This is a genomic window from Lysobacter terrestris (assembly GCF_014489475.1).
Taxonomy (GTDB): domain Bacteria; phylum Pseudomonadota; class Gammaproteobacteria; order Xanthomonadales; family Xanthomonadaceae; genus Agrilutibacter; species Agrilutibacter terrestris.
This window is the reverse complement of sequence record NZ_CP060820.1, coordinates 188649-214736: the sequence shown is the minus strand read 5'-3', so window position 1 is coordinate 214736 and position 26088 is coordinate 188649. Positions and strand designations below refer to the sequence as shown.

At 68.0% G+C, this 26088-nt stretch carries 15 protein-coding genes; 9 read left to right on the top strand and 6 right to left on the bottom strand.

The genetic code is table 11. The features are described from left to right. The first annotated feature begins 19 nt into the window (after positions 1-19). The 8 genes from smc (at position 20) to pbpC (ending at position 19456) form a co-directional block, all read left to right on the top strand. Positions 20-3523, top strand: coding sequence for a chromosome segregation protein SMC (gene smc, locus H8B22_RS00940; RefSeq protein ID WP_187712301.1), 3504 nt, complete (start codon positions 20-22; stop codon positions 3521-3523). Positions 3524-3553: 30 nt separating this feature from the next. Beyond that, complete coding sequence (zipA, locus tag H8B22_RS00935; RefSeq protein WP_187712300.1) at positions 3554-4300, top strand: cell division protein ZipA; 747 nt, start codon at positions 3554-3556, stop codon at positions 4298-4300. A gap of 111 nt (positions 4301-4411) precedes the next feature. Next, on the top strand, positions 4412-6508 hold the full coding sequence (gene ligA, locus H8B22_RS00930; protein ID WP_225876233.1) for an NAD-dependent DNA ligase LigA: 2097 nt from the start codon (positions 4412-4414) through the stop codon (positions 6506-6508). Continuing rightward, entirely contained in the window at positions 6505-7485 is a 981-nt protein-coding gene (gene epmA, locus H8B22_RS00925; protein ID WP_187712299.1) for an EF-P lysine aminoacylase EpmA, read from the top strand. The genes ligA and epmA overlap by 4 nt, the downstream gene beginning before the upstream one ends. Before the next feature lie 208 nt (positions 7486-7693). After that, the gene (mtnA, locus tag H8B22_RS00920; protein ID WP_187712298.1) at positions 7694-8752 is read left to right on the top strand and encodes an S-methyl-5-thioribose-1-phosphate isomerase; all 1059 of its coding nucleotides are present in this window, start codon (positions 7694-7696) and stop codon (positions 8750-8752) included. A 236-nt stretch (positions 8753-8988) separates the two neighbouring features. After that, positions 8989-11655: a DNA gyrase subunit A gene (gene gyrA / locus H8B22_RS00915; RefSeq protein WP_187712297.1), complete on the top strand. Its 2667-nt coding sequence runs from the start codon at positions 8989-8991 to the stop codon at positions 11653-11655. A 255-nt stretch (positions 11656-11910) separates the two neighbouring features. Further along, on the top strand, positions 11911-16938 hold the full coding sequence (locus H8B22_RS00910; protein ID WP_187712296.1) for an alpha-2-macroglobulin family protein: 5028 nt from the start codon (positions 11911-11913) through the stop codon (positions 16936-16938). A 163-nt stretch (positions 16939-17101) separates the two neighbouring features. Beyond that, on the top strand, positions 17102-19456 hold the full coding sequence (gene pbpC / locus H8B22_RS00905; protein ID WP_407060830.1) for a penicillin-binding protein 1C: 2355 nt from the start codon (positions 17102-17104) through the stop codon (positions 19454-19456). Between the two features lie 86 nt (positions 19457-19542). Here pbpC and H8B22_RS00900 read toward each other — a convergent pair whose 3' ends face one another. After that, complete coding sequence (locus H8B22_RS00900; RefSeq protein ID WP_187712295.1) at positions 19543-20028, bottom strand: peroxiredoxin; 486 nt, start codon at positions 20026-20028, stop codon at positions 19543-19545. Positions 20029-20235: 207 nt separating this feature from the next. On the opposite strand from H8B22_RS00900, the gene H8B22_RS00895 reads away from it, so the two are divergent. Beyond that, complete coding sequence (locus H8B22_RS00895) at positions 20236-21126, top strand: DnaJ C-terminal domain-containing protein (RefSeq protein WP_187712294.1); 891 nt, start codon at positions 20236-20238, stop codon at positions 21124-21126. Positions 21127-21183: 57 nt separating this feature from the next. On the opposite strand, the gene pilH is transcribed toward H8B22_RS00895, so the two are convergent. From pilH to lpdA, 5 genes are all read right to left on the bottom strand, one after another. Further along, positions 21184-21546, bottom strand: a complete 363-nt coding sequence (pilH, locus tag H8B22_RS00890) for a twitching motility response regulator PilH (protein WP_187712293.1) — start codon at positions 21544-21546, stop codon at positions 21184-21186. 58 nt (positions 21547-21604) lie between these two features. Next, positions 21605-22597, bottom strand: coding sequence for a YhdH/YhfP family quinone oxidoreductase (locus tag H8B22_RS00885; protein ID WP_187712292.1), 993 nt, complete (start codon positions 22595-22597; stop codon positions 21605-21607). A gap of 337 nt (positions 22598-22934) precedes the next feature. Continuing rightward, positions 22935-23528 carry an LOG family protein gene (locus tag H8B22_RS00880; protein WP_187713457.1) on the bottom strand — a complete coding sequence of 198 codons (594 nt, stop codon included), beginning with the start codon at positions 23526-23528 and terminating at the stop codon, positions 22935-22937. Between the two features lie 5 nt (positions 23529-23533). Continuing rightward, entirely contained in the window at positions 23534-24400 is an 867-nt protein-coding gene (locus tag H8B22_RS00875) for a class I SAM-dependent methyltransferase (RefSeq protein WP_187712291.1), read from the bottom strand. Between the two features lie 198 nt (positions 24401-24598). Continuing rightward, a complete protein-coding gene (gene lpdA, locus H8B22_RS00870; RefSeq protein WP_187712290.1) occupies positions 24599-26026 on the bottom strand; it encodes a dihydrolipoyl dehydrogenase in 1428 nt (475 codons plus the stop codon). Positions 26027-26088: the final 62 nt, after the last annotated feature.

Genomic DNA, 26088 nt, shown 5'->3' with positions numbered 1-26088 from the left:
CCAGAGGCACCCGCGTCGCATGCGTCTTTCCACCATCAAGTTGTCCGGCTTCAAGTCCTTCGTCGATCCGACCACGCTGCACCTGCCGACCAACATGACCGGCGTGGTCGGTCCGAACGGCTGCGGCAAGTCCAACATCATCGACGCCGTGCGCTGGGTGATGGGCGAAAGTTCGGCCAGCCGCCTGCGCGGCGATTCGCTGACGGACGTGATCTTCGCGGGTTCCTCGGCGCGCAAGCCGGTGTCGCAGGCGATGGTCGAACTGATCTTCGACAACTCCGACCACACCATCAGCGGCGAATTCGCCGCGTTCAACGAAATCTCGGTCAAGCGCACCGTCAGCCGCGACGGCCAGAACCAGTACTACCTCAACGGCGCCAAGTGCCGCCGCCGCGACATCACCGACCTGTTCCTCGGCACCGGCCTGGGCCCGCGCAGCTACTCGATCATCGAGCAGGGCATGATTTCGCAGGTCATCGAGGCCAAGCCCGAGGAACTGCGCGTCTACCTCGAAGAAGCCGCCGGCATCTCCAAGTACAAGGAGCGCCGCAAGGAAACCGAGACCCGCATCCGCCACACCCGCGAGAACCTCGACCGCCTCAACGACCTGCGCGAGGAAGTCGGCAAGCAGCTCGAACACCTCAAGCGCCAGGCGCGCCAGGCCGAGCAGTACCAGGCGATCCAGGCCGAACGCAAGGTCAAGGACGCCGAGTGGAAGGCGCTCGAACACCGCGTCCTCGACCAGAAGCTGCAGAGCCAGCGCGAGAAGCTGGGCTCGCAGGAAACCCGCCTGCAGCAGTTGATCGCCGAACAGCGTGAAGCCGAGCGCGAGATCGAAACCGGCCGCGTGCGCCGCGAGGACGCCGCCGAGGCCCTCAACAAGGCCCAGGCCGCCAGCTACGAAGTCGGCGGTGCGCTGGCCCGCATCGAACAGCAGATCCAGCACCAGCGCGAGATGTCCACGCGCCTGCAGCGCGCCCGCGACGAGGCGATGACGCAGTTGGCCGAGATCGCCTCGCACATCGGCAGCGACCAGTCGAAGCTCGACGTGCTGCGCAACGCCATCGAAGACGCCGAACCGCGCCTGGAGCAGCTGCGCGAGGACGACATCGCCCGCCAGGACGCCCTGCGCGAGGCGGAAACCAGGCTCAACGACTGGCAGCAACGCTGGGATGCGCACACGCGTGCTCAGAGCGAAGCCGCCCGTGCGGCCGACGTCGAACGCACCCGCATCGAAGGCCTCGATCGCCAGGCGCTCGACGCCGATCGCCGCCGCGAATCGCTGACCACCGAGCGTGCCGCGCTCGACCTGACCGCGCTGGCCGATGCCTTCGCCGGCCTGCAGGAACAGCACGACACGCAGAAGGAGTCGCTCGACACCCTCGGCACCGAGCTGGAAACCCGCAAGCACGCGCTGACCGAGCTGCAGGACCAGCAGCGCGCCGCGCAGACCGAGCTGGCCGAAGTCCGCAAGCAGGCGCAGACCTCGCGCGGCCGCCTGTCCTCGCTGGAAACCCTGCAGCACGCCGCGTTGGGCCAGGAGCAGGGTGCCGCCAGCGAATGGCTGCGCCAGCGCGGCCTCGACAACGCGGCCCGCGTCGGCGAGAAGCTCGTGGTCGAGCAGGGCTGGGAAAACGCCGTCGAAAGCGCGCTCGGCCAGCTGATCGAAGGCGTGCTGGTCGAAGCGCCCGAGGCGCTGGTCGATGCCATCGGCGATCTCGGCGAGGGCCGTCTTGCGCTGGTCGATCCGCACAACGACGCCGTTGCCTTCGCGCCGACCTCGCTGGCCTCGAAGGTCACCGGCCCGATCGCGATCCGCCGCATCCTCGCCAAGCTGCACACCGCCGAAACCCTGGCCGACGCGCGCGCACTGCTGCCGCAGCTGGGCGAGGGCGAATCCATCATCACCCGCACCGGCGAACGCCTCGGCGCCGGCTGGGTGCGCGTGCTGCGCTCCGGCGCGGCCAAGCAGGGCGCGCTGCTGCGCGAACGCGAGATCCAGACGCTGCGCGCGCAGATCGAAGAACTGCAGCACCGCGAGCATGAACTCGAGCGCGGCATCACCGCCTGGCGCGATCGCCTGCTTGCCGCCGAGCAGCACCGCGAAGACGCCCAGCGCGCGCTGTACATGGCCCATCGCGGCGTGTCCGAACTGGCCGGCCAGCTGCAGAGCCAGCAGGGGCGCCTCGACAACGCGCGCAACCGCATCGAGAAGATCGACGCGGAACTGGCCCAGCTCACCGCGTCCCTCGACGGCGCGCGCGAGCAGTCCAGCGAAGCCCGTGCCCGCCAGGAAGAGGCGGTCATGCGCATGGCCGAGCACGAAGACACCCGCCAGCAACTCGACGCCGAACGCCGCGCGCTGTTCGACGCCCGCGAGCAGTCCCGCACCATGGCGCGCGAATCGCGCGATGCCGCGCAGGCGCTGCTGCTCTCGGTCGAAACCCAGCGCGCCCAGATCGCTGGCCTGATGCAGGCCTTGGACCGCATGGGCGGCCAGCGTGGCCAGCTCGATTCACGCCTGGGCGAACTGGTCGAGCAGCTCGCCGAAGGCGACGAGCCCGTGCACCAGCTGGAAGAACAACGCCAGGTCGCGCTGGAACAGCGCGTGCTGGTCGAGCAGAACCTCACCGCCGCCCGCACCACCGTCGACGGCATCGACAACGAACTGCGCCAGTTCGAACAGACCCGTCACGCCCGTGACGAGCAGGCGATCTCGCAGCGCGAAGCCATCGGCCAGCGCCGCCTCGAACAGCAGGCGCTGGTGCTGAAGGCCGAAACCCTCAGCGCCGCGATCGTCGAGGCCGGCTTCGTCATCGAGGACGTGGTCAACACGCTCCCCGACGACGCCGAGCCGTCGGTCTGGGAAAAGGTCGTCACCGACCTCGACGGCAAGCTGCGCCGCCTGGAGCCGGTCAACCTGGCCGCGATCCAGGAACACGCCGAAGCCGCCGAGCGCAAGGACTACCTCGACGCCCAGGACGCCGACCTCACCACCGCGCTGGAAACCCTGGAAGAAGCGATCCGCAAGATCGACCGCGAGACCCGCGGCCGCTTCAAGGACACCTTCGACCGCGTCAATTCCAGCGTGCAGGAGCTGTATCCGCGCCTGTTCGGCGGCGGCCACGCCTACCTGGAACTGACCGGCGAAGACCTGCTCGACACCGGCGTCACGATCATGGCGCGCCCGCCGGGCAAGCGCGTGTCGAACATCTCGCTGCTCTCGGGCGGCGAGAAGGCGATGACCGCGGTGGCGCTGGTGTTCGCGATCTTCCGTCTCAACCCCGCGCCGTTCTGCCTGCTGGACGAAGTCGACGCGCCGCTGGACGAAGCCAACGTCGGCCGCCTGGCCAACATGGTCAGCGAGATGAGCGAACAGGTGCAGTTCCTGTTCGTCACCCACAACAAGGCGACGATGGAAGCCGCGCAACAGCTGTCCGGCGTGACCATGCGCGAACCGGGCGTCAGCCGCCTGGTGTCCGTCGACCTCGCCGAAGCCACGCGCCTCGCCGGCGCCGCCTAACATCGCGACCACGAAGGGAGCCCTGACACGATGTCCGACATCACCCTGCTGCGCATTGCCATCGCCGTTGCCGGCCTGATCCTGATCGGCGCGATCGTCTTCTTCGGCAGGCCGCGCAAGCAGGAGCAGGGCAAGCGGGTGCCGCGCGAAAGCATCGCCGATGCCTTCGCGCCGCGGACCGAGCCGACGCTGGGGGCGCAGGCAATCGTCACCGATCCCGTCGACAACTACGACGAGCGCGCCACGCAGCCCGAACTCGAACTGGCGGCCGAGCCGGCCGCCGTGTCGTCAGCCAACAGCGACCTGGGCAAGCGCGGCGACGAGACCTACGAGAAGATCGTGACGCTGTACCTCGCCGCCCGCGCCGGTTCCAAGCTGCTCGGCCCAGACATCGTCGTCGCCGCGGAGAAGGCCGGTCTCACCTACGGCCACATGGGCGTGTTCCACCGCCTGATCGACAACCATCCCGAGCGCGGCCCGGTCTTCAGCGTCGCCAACATCATGAAGCCGGGCAGCTTCGACATGGCCAGCATCCAGTCGATGGAGACGCCGGCGATCGCGTTCTTCCTGACCCTACCGGCGTCGGTGCCGGCGCTGGATGCGTGGGAAACCATGCTGCCGACCGCGCAGCGCATGGCCGAACTGCTCGATGGCGTGGTGCTGGACGAGTCGCGCAACGCGCTCGGCCGCCAGCGCATCGCCCACATCCGCGACGAGCTGCGCGCCTACGACCGCCAGCGCGAAGCGCCGCCGCTGACCCGTCCGGGTCGCTGGTAACGCAGTGCCGGGTTCGCCCGGCACGCGCTTGCGGTACGCCGCGATCACTGTGTCGAGCAGGCTCGGCACTACAATGTGCGGATCGCTGAAACAACGAGCGCAGGACCGCACGTGACCCATCGCGCCACCCAGCCCGCCGCCCGCGCCGCCGAGCTGCGCCAGCAGATCGAAGACGCCAATTACCGCTACCACGTCCTCGACGATCCCACGATCCCGGACATCGAGTACGACCGCCTGTTGCGAGAACTGGAAGCGCTGGAGGCGGCGCACCCGGAACTGGCGAGCGCGGATTCGCCGACCCAGCGCGTCGGCGACCTGCCGTCGGGCAAGTTCGCCGAAGTGCGGCATGCCGTGCCGATGCTGTCGTTGGCCAATGCGTTCAGCGCGGAGGAAATCCACGAATTCGTGGCCCGCATCGGCAAGGAAACCGGCGATTTCGAGCCGATGTTTTCCGCCGAACCGAAGCTCGATGGCCTGGCGATCAGCCTGCGCTACGAAGGCGGCGCCTTCGTGCGCGGCGCCACGCGCGGCGACGGCGCGACCGGCGAGGACGTCACCGCGAACCTGCGCACGATCAAGGCGATCCCGCTGCGCCTGCGCGGGGGGCCTGTTCCCAAAGTGCTTGAAGTGCGCGGCGAGGTCTACATGCCCCGCGCCGCGTTCGAGAAGTACAACGCGTGGGCGCGCGAACACGGCGAAAAGACCCTGGCCAATCCGCGCAACGGCGCGGCCGGCTCGTTGCGCCAGCTCGATCCGCGCATCACCGCGCAGCGTCCGCTGGCGTTCTTCGCCTATTCGCTGGGCGAAGTGGACGGCCTGACGCTGCCGCCGACCCATTCGCAGACGCTCGCCCTGCTGCGCGATTTCGGCCTGCCGGTCAGCCCGCAGGTGACGACGGCGCGCGGTGCCGAAGGCCTGCTGGCGTATTTCGACAAGATCGGCGGCCTGCGCGACGACCTGCCGTACGACATCGACGGCGTCGTCTACAAGCTGGACCGTTACGACCAGCAGCGCGCGATGGGCTTCGTCTCGCGCGCGCCGCGCTGGGCCATCGCGCACAAGTATCCGGCGCAGGAAGAAGCCACCACCGTCGAGTCCATCGAGGTCAACGTTGGCCGCACCGGCGCGGTGACGCCGTGGGTGCTGATGAATCCGGTGCACGTCGGCGGCGTCACCGTGACCCGTGCCACGCTGCATAACGCCGACCAGGTCGCGCGCCTGGACGTGCGCAAGGGCGACACCGTGATCATCCGCCGTGCGGGCGACGTGATTCCCGAGGTTGTCCGCGTCATCGAAGAGCGCCGGCCGCTGGATGCCAAGGGCCATCCGCTGCATCCGCCGTTCGAGATGCCGGCGCAATGCCCCGCCTGCGGCTCGGCGGTGGAGCGCGAGGAAGGCGAGGTCGTCGCGCGTTGCACCGGCGGCCTGTTCTGTCCGGCGCAGCGCGTGCAGGCGCTGTTCCACTTCGCTTCGCGGCGGGCCATGGACATCGACGGCCTGGGCGAGCAGTTCATCGCGGCGCTGGTGGAATTCGACTACGTCCACACCGTGGCCGACCTGTATCGCCTGACGCTCGAGGATTTCCTCGAGATGAAGCGTCGTGCCGACGCCGCCGCGGATGCCACGCCGTCGACGGTCAAGGCCGGCAAGGTCGCCACGCGCTGGGCCGAGAATCTGGTCGCTGCCATCGATGCCAGCCGCAGCACGACGCTGGAGCGCCTGTTGTTCGCGCTGGGCATCCGCGATGTCGGCGAATCCACGGCGAAGACATTGGCCAAGCACTTCGGTGCGCTCGATCCGATCATGGCCGCCGACGTCGACACGTTGAAGACGGTGCCGGACGTCGGCCCGGTCGTCGCCGCGCGCATCGCCCACTTCTTCGCCGAGCCGCACAATCGCGAAGTCATCGCCGCCCTGCGTGGCAACGGCGTGCACTGGAAGGAAGGTGCGCCGCAACGCGCCAGCGAAGGCCCGCTCTCGGGGCAGACGGTGGTGCTGACCGGCGGTCTTGCCGCGATGTCGCGCGACGAGGCGTGCGACAGGCTTGAAGCGCTCGGCGCGAAGGTATCGGGCAGCGTGTCGAAGAAGACGTCGTTCGTGGTTGCGGGCGAAGCCGCGGGATCCAAGCTCGCCAAGGCGCAGGAGCTGGGCGTCGAGATCTGGGACGAAGCGCGGTTGCTCGCGTTCCTGGCCGAGCACGGGCAGTGAGTACTTCCTGGCAGCCCTCGGCTTCGTTCGAGACGCTCCACCTGCGGGCGCGATTGAACGCCGCGATCCGCGCGTTCTTCGCCGAGCGCGGCGTGGTGGAAGTGGAAACGCCGGTGCTATCGCGCGCGGGCAACACCGATCCGAACATCGCTTCGTTCTCGCTGGAATTCAGTGGCCGCACCGACGGCGCGCCGCGTACGCGCTGGCTGCGCACTTCGCCCGAATACCCGCTCAAGCGCCTGCTCGCCGCCGGTTTCGGCGATTGCTACGAACTGGGCCGCGTCTTCCGCGATGGCGAGGCCGGTGGCCGCCACAACCCCGAATTCACCATGCTGGAGTGGTACCGGCTCGGCTGGGACCATTGCCGTTTGATCGAGGAAACCGCGGCACTGGTGAACGCGGCCCTCGCCCTGGTGGGGCGCGGCGCGCAGCTCACGCTGGTGAGCTACCACGATCTCTACCGCCAGCAATTGGGCCTCGATCCGGCGACGGCGAGCGAAGCCGACCTGCGCAATGCGCTGGGCGATGTGGTCATCGATCCAGCCGGCCTGACCCGCGACGACTGGCTCGACCTGCTGATGACGCACCGCCTGCAGCCGGCGTTTCCGCGCGACCAGCTGCTGGCGTTGTACGACTACCCCGCGTCGCAATGCGCACTCGCGCGCATCCGCCGCGACGACGGCGCGGTGCCGGTGGCGGAACGTTTCGAGTTGTACCTGGGGCCGCTGGAACTGGCCAACGGCTACCACGAACTCGCCGATGCGGAAGAGCAGGGCGCGCGCTTCGACCGCGACCTGCAGCGCCGTCGCGAGCGCGGTGACGCGCAGCCGCCTCGCGACGAAAACCTCCTGCACGCGTTGGCCGCCGGTTTCCCCGCGTGCGCCGGCGTGGCCATGGGCGTCGACCGGCTGATGATGGCGATGCTGGGGACGACGCGCATCGCCGACGTGCTGGCGTTCGATTTCGCGCGGGCCTGAGGAAGGCAAGCGCGAACAAGGGTATCCCGTCATCCCGGCGCAAGCCGGGATCCAGCCTTTGACCTCGCCGGGTCAACGACAAGCAACAGCTGGATCCCCGGCTTGCGCCGGGATGACGATCAAGGGAGGTATCTCCAGGCGACGCGACTGGTTCACGGCGTCGTTGCCAAGCCCGCGGCTACCAGAACCCAGCGGTTAGAATTGGCCCATGAACGCCACCTTCGACTTCGACCGCTACGACCGCATCCGCCCGATCCGCTGGACCGGCGATGCCCTCGAACTCCTCGACCAGCGCAAGTTGCCGTTCCAGGTCGAATACGTCCGCTGCGGAACCAGCGACGAAGTCGCGGCCGCAATCCATTCACTGACTGTCCGCGGCGCCCCCGCCATCGGTATCGCCGCCGCCTGGGGCGTGGTCCTGGCCGGCATGAAGATCGAAGCGGCCGACGGCGCCGAAGCTGCGCGCAAGCTCGAAGCGCCGATGCAACGACTCAACGACGCGCGCCCGACCGCGGTGAACCTGGCCTGGGCGCTGGCGCGCATGCGCCGCGTGCTGGGCGCGGCCGGGCCCGACTGGCGCGACGTGATCGCGCGCGAGGCGCAGGCCATCAACGACGAGGACCTGGCGGCCAACCGCCGCATGGGCGCGCTCGGCGCGGCCCTGATCGCGCCGGACAGCGGGGTCCTGACCCACTGCAACACCGGCTCGCTCGCCACGGCCGGCTTCGGCACGGCGCTGGGCGTGATCCGCGCCGGCGTCGCCCAGGGCCGCATCGACAAGGTCTACGCGGGCGAGACCCGCCCGTGGCTGCAGGGCGCGCGCCTGACCGTGTGGGAGCTGCAGCAGGACGGCATCGAGCCGACCCTGATCGCCGATTCCGCAGCCGCGCACCTGATGAAGACCGGCGCCGTGCAATGGGTGGTCGTCGGCGCGGACCGCATCTGCGCCAACGGCGACACCGCCAACAAGATCGGCACCTACCAGCTGGCGATCGCCGCGCGCCACCACGGCGTCAGGTTCATGGTCGCCGCGCCGTCCTCGACGGTCGACATGGCCACGCCCAACGGCGACGCCATCCACATCGAGGAGCGCGACCCGGGCGAGATGTTCGCCATCGGTGGCGTGCGCACGGCGGCCCACGACATCGGCGCCTGGAACCCGGTTTTCGACGTCACCCCGCACGAGCTGATCGACGCCATCGTGACCGAGCAGGGGGTGATCGAGCGCCCGGACGCGGCCGCCATGAAGGCCGCATTCGGGGGCTGATCGAGCCCGGCCGCGAAGGGGGTTTGACCGGCCCGCCGCAGCGGCTTCCAAATCACGGCCAAAATCGCCTGTAAGTGGCTGTTTCTGTGTGGGAATCCCGGCGCCGTGAAACCCCGTTTCATGGTAGGATTTAACGTCCTTTGAAGCCGCCGTGAGCGAGCCACAGAACACGCCCGCTCGGGGCAGGTTGTGTCTTGCGTCCGACGGTCCGCTCACCGCAAGCAGACGGAACCCGAATGGCAGAACTCGCCAAGGAAATCATCCCGGTCAACCTCGAAGACGAGATGCGCCGCAGTTACCTCGATTACGCGATGAGCGTGATCGTGGGGCGCGCGCTCCCCGACGTCCGCGATGGTCTCAAGCCCGTGCATCGCCGCGTGTTGTTCGCGATGAACGAGCTCGGTGCGCACAGCAACAAGCCGTACTACAAGTCGGCGCGTATCGTCGGTGACGTCATCGGTAAGTACCACCCGCACGGCGACACCGCGGTGTACGACACCCTGGTGCGCATGGCGCAGCCGTTCTCGCTGCGCTACATGCTGGTCGACGGGCAGGGCAACTTCGGCTCGATCGACGGCGACTCCGCCGCGGCGATGCGTTACACCGAAGCGCGCATGTCGCGCCTCTCGCACGAGCTGATGGCGGACATCGACAAGGAAACCGTCGACTTCCAGCCCAACTACGACGAAAAGGAACTCGAACCCACGGTCATGCCGACCCGGGTGCCGAACCTGCTCGTCAACGGTTCCGCCGGCATCGCGGTCGGCATGGCGACGAACATCCCGCCGCACAACCTCGGTGAAGTGGTCGACGCGACGATCGCGCTGATCGACGATCCCACGATCGATATCGACGGCCTGATGCAGTACATCCCGGGTCCCGATTTCCCGACCGCGGGCATCATCAACGGCGTCGGCGGCATCCAGCTCGCCTACCGCACCGGTCGCGGTCGCGTGCGCATGCGCGCCAAGGCCGAGATCGAAGTGAACGAGGACACCGGCCGCGAAGCGATCGCGGTGACCGAGATCCCGTACATGGTCAACAAGGCCCGGTTGATCGAGAAGATCGCCGAGCTGGTGAAGGAAAAGAAGCTCGAAGGCATCTCGGAGCTGCGCGATGAGTCCGACAAGGACGGCATGCGCATCTACATCGAGGTCAAGCGCGGCGAATCCGCCGAAGTGGTGCTCAACAACCTCTATCAGCAGACGCAGATGGAGTCGGTGTTCGGCATCAACATGGTGGCGCTGGTCGACGGCCGCCCGCAGCTGCTGAACCTCAAGCAGATCCTCGAAGCCTTCGTGCGCCACCGCCGCGAGGTGGTCACCCGCCGCACCATCTTCGAGCTGCGCAAGGCTCGCCAGCGCGCGCACATCCTCGAAGGCCTGACGGTCGCGCTCGCGAACATCGACGAGATGATCGAGCTGATCAAGACTTCGGCGAACCCGAACGAAGCGCGCGACCGCATGCTGGCGCGCACGTGGGAGGCGGGCCTGGTCGGCGCGTTGCTGGCCGCCACCGGTGCCGAGGCCTCGCGTCCGGAAGACCTGCCGCACGGCGTCGGCCTCATCGACGGCCGCTACCAGCTCACCGAAGTCCAGGCCCAGCAGATCCTCGAAATGCGCCTGCACCGCCTGACCGGGCTGGAGCAGGACAAGCTGACCGAGGAATACAAGCAGCTGCTCGAAACCATCCGCGGCCTGATCGAGATCCTCGAGAACCCGGCCGTGCTGCTGGAAGTTATCCGAACCGAGCTGCGCAACCTCAAGGAAGAGTTCAACGATGCCCGCCGCAGCGAGATCCGCGCTTCGGAGGAAGATCTCGACATCCTCGACCTGATCGCGCCGGAAGATGTGGTCGTGACGCTGTCGCACGCCGGCTACGCCAAGCGCCAGCCGGTCAGCGCCTACCGCGCGCAGAAGCGCGGCGGACGCGGGCGTAGCGCGGCATCGACCAAGGACGAGGACTTCATCGACAAGCTGTGGCTGGTCAACACCCACGACACGCTGCTGACTTTCACCAGCGCCGGCCGTGTGTTCTGGCTGTCCGTGCACCAGCTGCCCGACGCCGGCCCGAACGCGCGCGGCCGCCCGATCATCAACTGGATCCCGCTGGAAGCCGGCGAACAGGTCCAGGCCGTGGTCCCGGTGCGCGAGTACGAGGAAGGCAAGTTCGTCTTCTTCGCCACCCGCAACGGCACGGTGAAGAAGACCCCGCTCACCGAGTTCGCCTTCCGCCTGCAGAAGGGCAAGATCGCGATCAACCTCGACGATGGCGATGCGCTGGTCAACGCCGAACTCACCAACGGCAGCCGCGACATCATGCTGTTCGCCAGCAACGGCAAGGCCGTGCGCTTCGCCGAGAGCGAAGTCCGTTCGATGGGCCGTACCGCCACCGGCGTGCGCGGCATCCGCCTGGCGGCCGGCGAAGAGGTGGAGGGCGAAGGCGAGGGCGACGAGGCCGTGTTCACCGGTGGCGCCAAGGTCGTCAGCCTGATCGTGGTCGACGGCGATGGCGACATCCTCACCGCCAGCGAACGCGGCTACGGCAAGCGCACCCCGGTCGAGGAATACCCCTGCAAGAGCCGTGGTACCCAGGGCGTGATCGCGCTCAAGACCACCGAGCGCAACGGCCAGCTGGTCGGTGCGGTGCAGCTGTCGGACCACCACGAAGTGCTGCTGATTTCCGACGGCGGCACGCTGGTGCGTACCCGCGCCGCGGAGATCTCGCAGGTCAGCCGCAATACCCAGGGCGTGACCCTGATGCGCTTGGCGGCGGACGAGTCGCTGCAGGCGATCGAACGCCTGGACGCCTCGCTCGACGATGAGGGCGAGGAAGGCGAAGTGCTGGCCGGCGTGGTGCCGGTGGCCTCGACCGACGGGTTGCCAACGGAATCGGCGGACTGAGTTCCGACTAGGTTTGAACAAAAGCGCCGCCTCCGGGCGGCGTTTTTGTTTCCGGGAGTCCGCGGAGCGGTCGGCGGATCAGCCTTGACCGCTGTCGCCGCGAAATCGCGTCAGGCTGCATCTTCAGGCGACCATGGCGGCCGCCGTGGCAATGCTAAACGCCAGTTCACTGGCGCGCTTCCTGCAATCGTTCGCCGCCATTGTGTGACGTGGCTTCGGTTCTATACGCTTGCACGCAAACTTGGGGAGAGTCGCATGAAGCGCGTTTCGTGTTCGGATGGATCCGTGCAGTCCCGTTTGCCATCTGCTCGTTTGCCGGTCCACCGCAGGCCGTGGCAGGGCGCGGTGGTGTTCGCCCTGGCGGTGCTGTTGGCCCTCGGCGGTTGCAAGCGCGATGCCGACGGCCAGCTGCCGGCGGTGGGCGGCGAGAAGATCGCCGCGAAGCGCGACGCAGTGAAGGGCTTCGGCCTGGTGGCGGCGTATCCCGACCAGGCCGGCGACGACGAGCTCGCCATCGCCCTGGAATTCAGCCGCCCGCTGGTCGGCACCCAGGAATTCGATGCGCTGATCGCCGTGACCGACAAGGACGGTGCTCCGGTGAAGGGCAGCTGGGTGCTCGACGACGAGGGCGCGGACGAAGCCAAGGTGCTGCGCTTCCCGCACGTGGAGGCGAGCAAGGAGTACGTCGTCACCCTGCGCGCGGGCCTGACCGCCGCCGACGGCAACCGCCTGGGCAAGGAGGAAAAGCGCACCGTCTACACCGGCCCGCTCGAACCCGTGGTCGGCTTCGCCTCGCAGGGCAGCGTGCTGCCGGCGCGCGAGAGCCGCGGCCTGCCGGTGGTGTCGGTCAACGTGCCCGAAGTCGACGTCGAATTCCTGCGCATCAAGGAAAAGGAGCTGCCCCGGTTCTTCGCCGAATTCCAGCGCGGCGGCCGCCGCAGCGCCTGGGACCTCGAGCGCGAATACTCCTGGGACGACGAGGACGGCATCAGCCACGGCCGCACGCCGCTGTCGAAGCTGGCCGAGCCGGTCTACGTCAACCGCTTCGTCCTCGGTGGCAAGAAGAACGAACGCGTCCTGACCTACCTGCCGCTGCAGGACATCGAGGAACTGCAGGAGCCCGGCCTGTACTTCGCGGTGATGAAGCGCGCGGGCAGTTTCAAGGAGGAATTCGACACCGCCTTCTTCACCGTCAGCGACCTGGGCCTGCACACGCGCGCCTACAAGGACCGCCTGTTCGTGCACGCAGCGTCGCTGGAAACCGGCGGCGCCATCAATGGCGTGGAGCTGAAGATCCTCAACGGCGACGGCGAGCCGGTGATGAAGTCGGTCACCGACCGCAACGGCAACGCCATGCTCGACTACAAGCTCGACGCCGCGCACGTGCTGATCGCGCAGAGCGGCAGCGACGTGTCGATGCTGCCGTTCAACCAACCGGCGTTGGACCTGTCGGAGTTCGCCGTGGCCGGTCGCGAACAGGCCTGGTTCGACGTCTTCGCCTGGTCGGGGCGCGACCTCTACCGTCCGGGTGAAACCGTGCGTCTGTCGGCGCTGCTGCGCGACCAGGACGGCCAGCCGATCACCGCCAAGGCGAAGGGCAAGGGGCTGCAACCGGTCTTCGTCCGCTACGTGCAACCCGACGGCAAGACCTTCCTGGAAACCAGCCTGCAGCCGGACGCGCAGGGTTACGTGCGCCACACCCAGGTGATTCCGGTCGATGCGGCAACCGGGCGCTGGCGCGTCGAATTCCGCACCGATCCGGCGAGCAAGGAAGCGGTGCAGGGCATGACCCTGCGCGTCGAGGAATTCCTGCCCGAACGCATGAAGCTCGATCTCGCCGCGCAGGACGTGATCAAGCCGGGCGAGCCGCTGCGCCTGCAGGCGACCGGCGCCTACCTCTACGGCGCGCCTGCGGCCGCCAATCGCTTCACTGCCAAGCTCACGGTCGCGGTGGAGCAGCATCCGCTCGAGCAGCTGCCGGGCTGGTTCTTCGGCGACCCCATGCTCAAGCTGCCCAAGGAAGCCAAGGACGTCATCGACACCGCGCTCGACGCCAACGGCAAGCTGGAACAGGACATCGCGCTCCCGGCCGAAGCCAAGCCGGTCAGCACGATCGCGGCGATGGTGACCGGCAGCGTGTTCGAAACCGGTGGCCGCAGCGTCAATCGCAGCCTCAAGCGCGTGCTGTGGCCGGCCGATGCGCTGGTCGCCGTGCGACCGTTGTTCGACGACAAGGACGGCACCGATGCGAACGCCAACGCCGGCTTCCAGCTGAGCCGCTTCGGCAGCGACGGCAAGCCGCGTCCCGGCAACGGGCTGCGCGTGACGCTGGTGCGCGAGCACCGCGACTACCACTGGAACTGGGACAACGACGGCTGGGATTACGACTTCACCCGCCGCTACGAAGACATCAGCACGCGCACCATCGATGCCGGCGCCGCGCCGGTCCGGATCGATTTCCCGGTGGAGTGGGGCGAGTACCGCCTGGACGTGTTCGATCCGGCGACGAAGCTCACCACCCGTTATCCGTTCAAGGCGGGCTGGAGCTGGAGTGACGAGAACCGCGGCCTCGATGCGCGGCCGGACAAGGTCAAGCTCGCGCTGGACAAGATCGCCTACAAGTCCGGCGACGTGCTCAAGGTGACGCTGACCCCGCCGCACGCCGGCAAGGGCCTGCTGATGGTCGAAAGCGACCACATGATCTACGTGCAGGACATCGAGGCGAAGGCCGGCAGCACGTTCGAGATCCCGGTGACCAAGGATTGGGAACGCCACGACGTCTACGTCACCGCGCTGGTGTTCCGCGGCGGCACCGCGGCCGACAAGATCACGCCCGCGCGCGCCGTCGGCATTGCGCACGTGCCGATGGACCGCCGCGATCGCACGGTGGCGGTTGGTCTGGCCGTGCCCAAGCTGATGCGTCCGGAGCGCGACCTTCCGGTCACCGTCAGCGTGCCGCAGTTGGCGGGGCAGGACGCGTTCGTGACGGTGTCGGCGGTGGACGTCGGCATCCTCAACATCACCCGCTTCCCGGTGCCGGATGCGAGCAAGCACTTCTTCGCCCAGCGCCGCCTCGGCGTCGATGCCTACGACGTCTACGGCCGGGTGATCGAAAGCTTTGAAGGCGGCACGGCGCGGATCCGTTTCGGCGGCGACATGGCAGCGCTGGCGCTGCCGCAGGCGCGCCGCCCGACCGCGCACGTGCAGACCGTGGATCTGTTCAGCGGCCCGGTGAAGCTGGACGCGAAGGGCCTGGCGCGGGTGAAGCTGGCGGTTCCCGACTTCAACGGCACGTTGCGCGTGTCCGCGCTGGTGTACGCCGGCAAGAGCTACGGCAGCAAGGACAACGAAACCGTGGTGCGCGCGCCGGTGCTGGCCGAAGCGAGCCTGCCGCGCGTGCTCGCGCCAGGCGACCGCAGCAGCGTGACCCTGGACGTGCAGAACTTCACCGGCAAGCCGGGCGAGTTCAAGGTGCAGCTCGACGGCATCGGCCCGCTGGCGTTGGCCGACGGCGCGCGCACGGCCAAGCTCGGTGTCGACGGCAAGACGACCTACACCTTCCCGCTGATCGCGAGCGAGGGCTACACCACGGCGCAGGTGCGCGTGCGCGTGAGCGGCAACGGCTACAACGTCGATCGCAAGTACGACGTGCCCGTGCGCCCGGCCTGGTCGGCGGTGATGCGTTCGCGCACGCGGGTGCTGGACGGACTGGAAGCGGTGCCGCTCGGTACCGATCTCGCCGATGGATTGATGCCCGGTTCGGTGCAGGCGCGGATGGTGGTCAGCGCGTTGCCGCCGATCCCGTTCGCGGCGGCGCTCGAGGATGCGCTGAAGTATCCCTACGGCTGCGCGGAGCAGACGACGAGCAAGGGTTACGCCGCGCTCGAGCTGGATGAGGACACGGCAAAGATGCTCGGCGTCGCCGGCCTCAGCGCGAAGCAGCGCCGCGAGCGCATGGAAGGTGCGTTCGGCCGGCTTGCTTCCATGCAGGTCAGCTCCGGCCACTTCTCGATGTGGGGCGACGGCGATTACATCAACCAGGCGCTGACGCCGTACATCGTCGAGTTCCTGCTGGATGCGCGCGAAGCCGGCTTCGCCGTGCCGGAGAACATGCTGCAGAAGGCGCTGAAGGCCCTCAACGAGGACCTGCTCGCGGGCGGCGCGCCGTTCTACGGCTACGACAATCGCGACCACCTCAAGTTCGCCTACCAGGCCCACGCCGGCTACGTGCTCGCGCGCGTCAACCGCGCGCCGCTGGGCACGCTGCGTGCGCTGTACGACAACAGCCGCAAGCAGAGCATGACCGGCCTGCCGCTGGTGCACCTGGGTCTGGCTCTGTCGCTGCAGGGTGACAAGGCGCGCGGTGCGAAGGCGATGGCCGCCGGTTTCGCGATGGATCCGAAGCAGCGCCCGGTCTACCTCGCCGATTACGGCACCCGCCTGCGCGACGACGCGTTGATGGTCGCGCTGCTGCACGAACGCGGCTATGCGAAGCCGGAGTTCGATGCCCGCGTGGTGGCCCTGGGGCGCGAACTCGACGCGCGTCGCAACATGCGCTGGTTCTGGCTGAGCACGCAGGAGCAGGTGGCGCTCGCGCGCCTCGGCAAGGCCTTGATGGCCGACCAGAAGAAGATGGTGTCGGGCCAGTGGAAGGTCGGCGGCGAAGCTTTCGACGTGGCGGCAACGCGCGTGACCGGCCGTACCGTCGATTTCGAGGCACTGTCGCGTGGCGTGTCGTTCGTGCCGCAGGGCGAACCGCCGCTGTACGCGAGCCTGGAAGTGGCGGGCGTGCCGCGCACGGCGCCGGAACCGGATGCCAGCACCGTCTCGGTGACGCGCAAGTACTACACCACCGAAGGCAAGGAGTGGAGCGGCGGCACGCTGGAGGAGGGCGACAGCCTGATCGTGCAGCTCACCATCAAGAGCAGCGTGGACATGCCCGATGCGCTGGTCACCGACCTGTTGCCGGCGGGACTGGAGATCGAGAACTTCAACCTCGGCGATGCCAAGCAGTGGGCCGGCGTCGTCGTCGATGGCATCGAGATCGCCGATCGCGACGAGGCCGCCGAAACCCGGCACGAGGAATACCGCGACGACCGCTACGTGGCGGCGCTGAAGCTCACGACCTACGACACGGCCAAGCTGTTCTACCTGGTGCGCGCGGTGACGCCGGGCACCTACACCGTGCCACCGTCGCTGGTCGAGGACATGTACCGTCCCGACATGCGCGGCGTGGGCAAGGCCAGCCCGGCGACGCTGACGGTGAAGCAGCCGGGGCGGTAAGCCTGCACGGTCCTGCTGCGTTCCGTTTCCGACGGAACGACAGCAGGACCGGTTCGTCGACAGTCGAAGCTGTCAGGCCCGGAATCCACTTTCGACTTTGCCCTGGTTTTTCTTGAACGCCGAACGCAACAACAACGCATTCACCTCGTTCGGCCGGCTGCGCATCCATCGCCGCTTCCCGTTGCAGGTGCTGCTGGTTGCGCTGCTGCTGGTGACGGCGGCGATGCTCCTCGACCTGGCGTTTCCCTTGCCCTTGCCGACGCAGCGCGACGCCGGCGCGGTGGTGCTCTCGCGCGACGGCACGCCGCTGCGTGCCTTCGCCGATCGCGGCGGCGTCTGGCGTTATCCGGTGACGGTCGGGCAGGTGTCGCCGCTTTACCTCGAGGCGTTGCTGAACTACGAGGACCGCTGGTTCTGGCGCCACGGTGGGATCAATCCCTTCGCCCTGGCCCGCGCGGGCGGGCAATGGCTGCGCCACGGGCGCGTGGTATCGGGTGGTTCGACGCTGACGATGCAGGTCGCGCGCATTCTCGACATGCCGGCGCAACGCCGGCACACGCGCACGCCCTGGGCCAAGGCGCGGCAACTGGCGCGCGCGATCCAGCTGGAAGTGCACCTGGACAAGCACGAGATCCTCGCCCTCTACCTCAACCGCGCGCCCTTCGGCGGCACCATCGAAGGCATCGAAGCGGCGAGCTGGGCCTACCTGGGTAAGCCGGCCGCGCGCCTGTCCCACGCCGAAGCCGCACTGCTGGCCGTGCTGCCGCAGTCGCCAAGCCGGTTGCGGCCGGACCGCGAAGCCGAACGCGCACGCAACGCGCGTGACAAGGTGCTCGCGCGCATGCAGACACTCGGCGTGTGGTCGGTGCAGGACGTGCGCGATGCGCGGATGGAACCGGTGGTGGCGCGTTCGCTGCAGCCGCCGCGGCATGCCTCGCTGCTGGCGCAACGGTTGCGCTTCGCCGATCCGAAATCGCCGCGCATCGCGTCGACCCTCGACATCGACCTGCAACGCACGCTGGAAGACCGCGTCGCCGCGTACTTCTCCGACCTGCCCGAGCGCACCTCCGCCGCCTTGCTCGTCGTCGACAACGCCACGCTGGAAGCGCGCGCCTACGTCGGTTCGGTCGAGTTCGCGGACAAGGCGCGGCTCGGCCACGTCGACATGGTCAAGGCCTGGCGTTCGCCGGGTTCGACCTTGAAGCCGTTTCTCTACGGGCTCGCGCTCGACGACGGCCTGATCCATTCCGAGAGCCTGCTTGTGGATGCGCCGCAGGCGTTCGGCGACTACCGGCCCGGCAACTTCGACATGGCGTTCAACGGCCCGATCGGCGCGGCCGAGGCGCTGCGGCTGTCCTTGAACGTGCCCGCCGTCGACCTGCTCGATCGCGTCGGGCCGTCGCGCTTCGCGGCGCGGCTCGCCAACGCCGGCATCGACCTGAAGTGGCCCGATGGCGGCAAGCCCAACCTCGCCATGATCCTCGGCGGCACCGGCGCGCGCCTGGAGGATCTCGTCGGTGCCTACGCGGCCTTGAATCGCGACGGCGTTGCCGGTCGCGTGCGCTATCGCCCCGGCGATGCACGCGTGGAACGGCGCCTGTTGTCACCGGGCGCGGCCTGGATCATCCGCGACACGCTGGAAGCGAACCCGCGTCCGGGCAGCATTGCCGATACTTTCGACGCCAGCGGTCGCCCGCGCGTGGCGTGGAAGACCGGCACCAGCTACGGCTTCCGCGATGCGTGGGCGCTGGGCAGTACGCGCCGTTACACGGTGGGGGTGTGGGTGGGCCGCCCCGACGGCACCCCATTGCCGGGGCAGTACGGCGTGGTCACCGCGTTGCCGTTGTTGTTCGAAGTCGTCGACAGCCTGCCGGCGCAGCGCGGCGATGGCGCGCCGCGGCCGCCACCGGGCAACGTGGAACAGATCGACATCTGCTGGCCGTTGGGCGTGCCGCCGGATCCGCAGGCGCCGCAACTGTGCCGGCGCAAGCTCAAGGCGTGGGTGCTCGACGATGTCGTTCCGCCGACGTTCGCCGAACGGGACGCGCGCCTGTGGAGTGCGGGACGCGAACGCTTCGAGACGGACGCACGTACCGGACTGCGCCTCTCCGCCGATTGCGCGCAACCGCACGCGCGCCGCAGCAACGAAATCGCGCGCTGGCCCGCACTCGCGTCGCCCTGGTTGTCGCAGGAAGCGCGCATGGCCGCGCGCCTGCCCGCGCTCTCACCGGACTGCGTCGGCGACGGCCGCGATGCCAGCGAGGAATTGCGCATCGAGGGCATCAACGACCGTGCCACCTTGGCCCGCGCATCCAACAGCACGGCGCCATTGCGACTGTCGGTGCGCGCGATCGGCAGCGAGGCGCGGATCCGCTGGCTGCTGGATGGTCGGCTGATCGGCGAATCCGCGGGTGCCGGCAGCTTCCTGCATGACTTCGGGGAACCCGGTGCGCACACCTTGACCGCACTGGCCGACAGTGGCGCGTGGTCGCGGGTGGAGTTCCAGGTCCTGCGGTGACGGTGCCGCGCAGTCGGGTGAAGCCGACGCTGCAAAAAACAAACGCCCGCGTGAGCGGGCGCTTGTCTTCGCATGTCTTCCGTCGATCACGTGCCGGCGAGTTCTTCCAGCATGTGCTCGGCCGACGACACCTTGAATTCGCCTGGTGCTTCGACGAACAGCTTCTTGACCGTGCCGTTCTCGGCGTACAGCGCGAAACGGCGCGAGCGCTTGCCCATGCCGTAGGCGCTGGCGTCGAGTTCCAGCCCCAGCGCGCGGGTGAAGTCGGCGTTGCCGTCGGCCAGCATCAGCAGCGCATCGGGCACGTGCTGGCTCTGGCCCCAGGCCTGCATCACGAAGGGATCGTTGACCGACATGCACAGCACCTCGATGCCGCGTGCCTGGAACTCTTCGAAATGCTGCACGAAGCCGGGCAGGTGGCGTTCCGAGCAGGTGGGCGTGAATGCGCCCGGCACGGCGAACAGCACCACCTTCTTGCCGTCGAACAGGGTCGGGGTATCGATGATCTCGACGCCCTCGCGGATGCGTTGCAGGGGTACTTCGGGAATGCGGTCGCCTACCTGGATGGTCATCGTGGGATCTCGTGGGAGTCGTGGTGAAGTGTAGTTCCCCGCGCGGACGAAGGCGTCAATGCCGTTGCAACGACGCATCCCGGACCAGCCGCGCGAGGCTTGGCGAGCCGTGGCTCGTGCGTGCGACGCTGGCTCCGGGACGCCCCGAATGCGCTAACCTCATGCCTGCATGGCGGCGCTTGCCGCCCCGGTTCCGGAACGACGCGTATGCAATTCAAGGACTACTACGAAACGCTGGGCGTGGAGCCGGGTGCGGGTGAAGCCGAGATCAAGGGCGCCTACCGCCGTCTCGCGCGCAAGTACCACCCGGACGTCAGCAAGGAGCCCGGCGCGGAGGAGCAGTTCAAGGCGGTCAACGAGGCGTACGAAGCGCTGCGCGATCCGCAGAAGCGCGCCGCCTACGACCAGCTGCGCGCGCGCGGCTACCGCCCCGGTGATGACGTGCAACCGCCGCCGGGCGGGTTCGCCGAGGGCTACGGCGGTGTCGACTTCGACGAGATCTTTGCCGGCGGTGGCGCGGGCGGTGGCTTCAGCGACTTCTTCGAGAACCTGTTCGGGCGCGGACGCGCCGGTGGCGGCTTCGGTGGCGCCGCGCCGCAGCCCCGCGGCGACACCCGGGCCAAGCTCGCCGTGTCGCTGGAGTCGGTCTACAACGGCAGCCCCGCGCGGATCGGCATCGGCAACCGCACGCTGGACGTGCGCATTCCCAAGGGCATCCGCCCGGGCCAGGTGATCCGCCTGGCCGGACAGGGCAATGCCGGCCGCGACCTGCTGCTGGAAATCGAATACGCCGCGAATCCGCAGTTCGAAGTCGACGGCCGCAACATCATCCACGTACTGGCGGTGGCACCGTGGGAGGCCGCGCTCGGTGCGACCGTCAGCGTGCCGACGCTGGGCGGGCCGGTGGAACTGAAGGTGCCGCCACGTTCGGAAAGCGGGCGCAAGCTGCGGCTGCGTGGACGCGGACTGCCGGGGACGCCGGCGGGCGACCAGATCGTCGAACTGGAGATCCTGGCGCCGCTGCCGGAGACCCCTGCGCAGCAGGCTGCGTATGAGGCGATGCGCGATGCATTCGGGGACGATTGGCGCCGCGCCTGAGTGCGCGGCGGCGCATCATCCGCGCAAACAGAAAGGCGGCCTGGGCCGCCTTTTTGCTTACTTGAACACCTGGGTGATGATGTCCGCGAGGTCGGTCTCGCTGAAGGGCTTGGTGATGTAGGCCTTGGCGCCCTGACGCATGCCCCACACGCGGTCGGTGTCCTGGTCCTTGGTGGTCACCAGGATCACCGGAATGTGCGCGGTGCTCGGGTTCTTGCTGATCGAGCGGGTGGCCTGGAAGCCGTTGAGGTTCGGCATCACCACGTCCATCAGGACCAGGTCGGGCAGTTCGCGCGTGCACACTTCCACGCCCGCGGCGCCGTCCTCGGCGGTGATGGCTTCGTGGCCGAGCTTTTCCACGATGCGGCGGATGCCCATCAACTGCGAAGGCGAGTCGTCGACGATCAGGATGCGGGCCATCAGGTTTTCCCCAGGAAGTCGGTCCGATTGTAACGGCGCGGCGTGACGCCGCAAGCCGCTACAAGGCCACCAGCGTACGGCCGAACGAGCCGCCTGTGAGCATCGTCGCAAACACGTCCGGCAGCTGCGGCAGGGTGACTTCGCGGGTGCAGATGCGGTCCAGGTGGCGCGGCTTCCATTCGTTCGCGAGGCGCTGCCACACCGCATCGCGGATGTCGCGCGCCGTTCCCGCCGAGGCCACGCCGACCAGCGACACGCCGCGGATGATGAACGGCATGACCGTGGTCGGCAGTTCGGGGGTGGCCGCGAGTCCCGCGCTGGCGACATTGCCGTAGGGCGCGGTCTGCGCGAGCAGGCTGGCGAGCATGCCGCCGCCGACGTTGTCGAGGCCGCCGCCGAAGCGGGCGGATTCCAGCGGACGGGTCGTCGCCAGCGCATCGCGCCCGAGCACGTCGCTGGCGCCGATCGAGCGGAGGTAGTCGGCGTGTTCCGGCTTACCGCTGATCGCGTGTACCTGGAAGCCGGCGCGGCTGAAGATGTCCACCGCCAGCGAGCCGACGCCGCCGGTGGCGCCGGTCACGGCCAGGGGACCAAGGTCCGGCGTCTGCCGGTTGTCGGTCATCCGGTACAACGCCAGCGCCGCGGTGAAGCCGGCCGTGCCCAGGATCATGCTCTCGCGCAGGCTCAGCCCGGTCGGCAGCGGGATGACCCACAGCGATTCGAGCCGGGCGTATTCGCCGTAGCCGCCGTCGCGCGTCTCGCTCAGCCCGCAACCGGTGACCAGCACGGCGTCGCCTTCGCGGAACTTCGGATCGGTGGAGGCGACCACGTGGCCCGCCACGTCGATGCCACCGATGAGCGGGAACTTGCGCAGGATCTTGCCCTGGCCGGTGCCGGCGAGCGCGTCCTTGTAATTGACCGAGGAGTACGCGGTCCTGATGACGACTTCGCCCGGCGCGAGATCATCGAGCGAGACCTGCTCGAGGCCGCTGCGGTAGCCGTTGGCGTCGTTGTGGATGCGGAAGGCGGTGAATCGAGTGGGTGTGGGCATTTGTTTCTGCTCGTCATCCCGGCGCAAACCGGGATCCAGTGCCTTTGATTCTGTCGCAACTTGGACAGAGGTGCTGTGTTTCAGCCGAGTATTTCAGGATACAGGTCGCGCCATTCCGGATTTGAAGTCTCAATCAGTTTCAGCTTCCAAGTACGCTTCCATTCCTTGAGCGCTTTCTCACGTTCGATCGCGGACGCCATTGTCGGGTGCTGTACAGCGTCCCATTCCTTTGACTTGCGAGAATGTAGACGCACGGATCCTTCATTGATTCGTCCTTGAATGGCAACGGCAAAAGCACTGGATCCCGGCTTGCGCCGGGATGACGAGCGCAAGAGCGTCAACGCAACTGCTTGCGTCGCTTCTCGTCCATCCACTTGTTCGCATCGGCGGGGCGGTAGGCGCGCATCCACTCGATCATCGAGGTGATGTCGTCGCCGTGCCACAGGTCGCGGCGCTGGTCGGGATGCAGGAAGCGTTCTTCGACCATGCGATCCAGCATCGTCATCAACGGCGCGTAGAAGCCGTCGACGTCGAGGAAGGCGCAGGGCTTGTCGCCGATCCCGAGCTGGCGCCAGGTCAGCATCTCGAACATCTCGTCGAGCGTGCCGAAACCGCCGGGTAGGGCGACGAAACCATCGGCGAGGTCGAACATGCGCGCCTTGCGCTCGTGCATGTTGGCGACGACCTCCAGCCGGGTCAGGCCCTGGTGCGCGACTTCCCAACCGACCAGTTGTTCCGGAATCACGCCGACGACTTCACCGCCGGCTTCCAGCACGGCATCGGCGACGATACCCATCAGGCCGACGTTGCCGCCGCCGTACACCAGCGCCAGCCCTTCCCGGGCCAGGCGGTTGCCCAGCGCGATGGCGCGATCGGCGTAGAGGGATTTGTTGCCGGCGTTGGAGCCGCAATAGACACAGATCGAACGCATATCGCTCACGTGGACCGGGTGGATTCGAGCAGCATGATGCCGGAAAACCGCTTCATCGCTTCGCGCTGCTTCTTCGATTGGAAAAGGCGCAGCAGGTTCCACAGCCACGCGTGCGGCATGGTGCGCTTCAGGCGCTGGGACTCGTCCCAATGCGGCCGGAATTCCAGTTCGCGCCAGCCGAACGGCGCAAAGAAGCCGGTGTTCTCCGCGGGGCCGAAGCGGAAGGGCGCGTTGCCCTGCTGGAGCATGGGCTGCCACTGGCGTTCGAGGTACTTCAGCAGCATCGGCGAGGCGAGGTCGGAGAGCCACCATTTCGCATCGGCAACGTCGTGCAGGTCGCGCGCGAGTGCGGCGACATCGCCCGCTTCGAGGTAGACCAGCAGGCCCTCGGTGATCGCCAGCACCGGGCCGTTCTGCGCGGCCTTGGCGAACACGGCGCGGCGCGCATCGGCGTCGCGCAGGTCGGCGGCGATGAACTCCAGTTCGCAGCGCGGTGTTTCCGCATCCATGTGCGAGCGGTAGTAGTCGACCATGTCGGGCAGGTCGACATGCAGCCAACGCAGCGAAGCGGGCAGGGCGAGGCGATAGGGCCGCGCATCCAGCCCAGCCGCGAGGTTGAGCACGGTCGCCGCGCCCTGCCGCACGCAGCGCAGGATGATCTCGTCCATGACCGCCGTGCGCACCACCATCGGCCAGCTCATCGCCCGGCCGCGCGGCATGGCGTCGACGATGGCCTGGCCGCGTTCGCCACCGAGGCGACGGGCATACGGGTCGTGGAAGATCGCGTCCGGGCGTTCGCTCTCCATGGCGCGATAGATCGCGACCCACAGCGCGGTATCGGAAACGTTGCGGATCGGGTTTGCGGAAGTCATGGCCGTGCTCCTTGCCCAAAGCAGAACGGCGCACCGAGGTGCGCCGTTCCAATGTACTGGAAGCTGTGCAGGGTGGGGCCTTTGCCCTAGCCCCTAGGTTAGGGGCGGTTCGCGCCGCCAGGCGCGAAAGGGCGGGTATGGCTTGCAGCCCGGGGCCCGAAGTTTGCGTAGCAAACCTTGGGCATCACAAGGCCAACGTCAGTTGGCCTTGTGGATCGAGCGCTTGTGCACGGCCATCGCCGCATCGTGCACCGCTTCCGACAGCGACGGATGCGCGTGGCAGATGCGGGCGAGGTCGTCGGCCGAGCCCTTGAACTCCATCGTCAGCACGCCTTCGTGCACGAGTTCGGAGACGTTGGCGCCGACCAGGTGCATGCCGAGCACGGTGTCGGTTTCGGCGTGCGCGAGCACCTTCACGAAACCGGCCGGTTCGGCCATCGCCACCGCGCGACCCACGGCCGCGAACGGGAAGCTGCCGGCCTTGTAGGGGATGCCCTCGGCCTTCAGCTGTTCCTCGGTCTTGCCGACCCAGGCGATTTCCGGCTCGGTGTAGATCACCCACGGAATCGTGTCGAGGTTGACGTGGCCCGGCAGGCCCGCGATCAGTTCGGCCACGGCGATGCCTTCCTCGAAGCCCTTGTGCGCCAGCATCGGGCCGCGCACGCAGTCGCCCACGGCCCAGACGCCGTCGACGCCGGTGTGGTTGTGTTCGTCGACTTCGATCATGCCGCGCGCATCGAGCTTCACGCCGGTGCCGTCGGCCAGCAGGCCCTTGGTCGCGGCGCGGCGGCCCACGGCCACCAGCAGCTTGTCGACGACGATTTCCTGCTCGCCCTTGTCGTCGGTGTAGAAGACGTGCACGCCGTCCTTCTTCACTTCGGTGTTGCTGACCTTGCAGCCCAGGCGGATGTCGAGGCCCTGCTTCTTGAACTCGCGCGCGGCGACCTTGGCCACTTCGGCGTCGGCGGCGGCGAGGAAGTTCGGCAGGCCTTCGAGCACGACGACTTCGGAGCCCAGACGGTTCCACACGCTGCCCAGTTCCAGGCCGATCACACCGGCGCCGATCACGCCCAGGCGCTTGGGAACGGTTTCGAAATCCAGCGCGCCGACGTTGTCGACGATGTGCTCGCCGAACTTGGCGAACGGCAGTTCGATCGAATCCGAGCCGGCGGCGATGATGACGTTGGTGCCCTTGAGCTCGACTTCGCTGCCGTCGTGCTGCTTCACCTTGACCACGTTGCCCGGCTGCAGCTGGGCGAAGCCGTAGAACGGCGCAACCTTGTTGGCCTTGAACAGCATGCCGATGCCGCCGGTGAACTGCTTCACGATGCCGTCCTTGCGGGCGACCATCTTTTTCACGTCGATCGCCGGCTTGTCGAAGCTGATGCCGTGCTGGTCGAAGATGTGGCCCATGTTCCAGAACTGGCGCGAGCTGTCGAGCAGCGCCTTGGACGGGATGCAGCCCACGCGCAGGCAGGTGCCGCCCAGTGCCGGCTTGCCGTCCTTGCCCAGCGCGGCGTCGACGCACGCGGTCTTCAGGCCGAGCTGCGCCGCGCGGATGGCGGCGTGGTAGCCGGCGGGGCCGGCGCCGATGACGACTACGTCGAAGTTCTGCTGTTCGCTCATGGAAGTCTCTTGTTTCAGCCGGAGCGCGCAAGCGCTGCACGAAGCTGGTAGCGGGGGAGGGA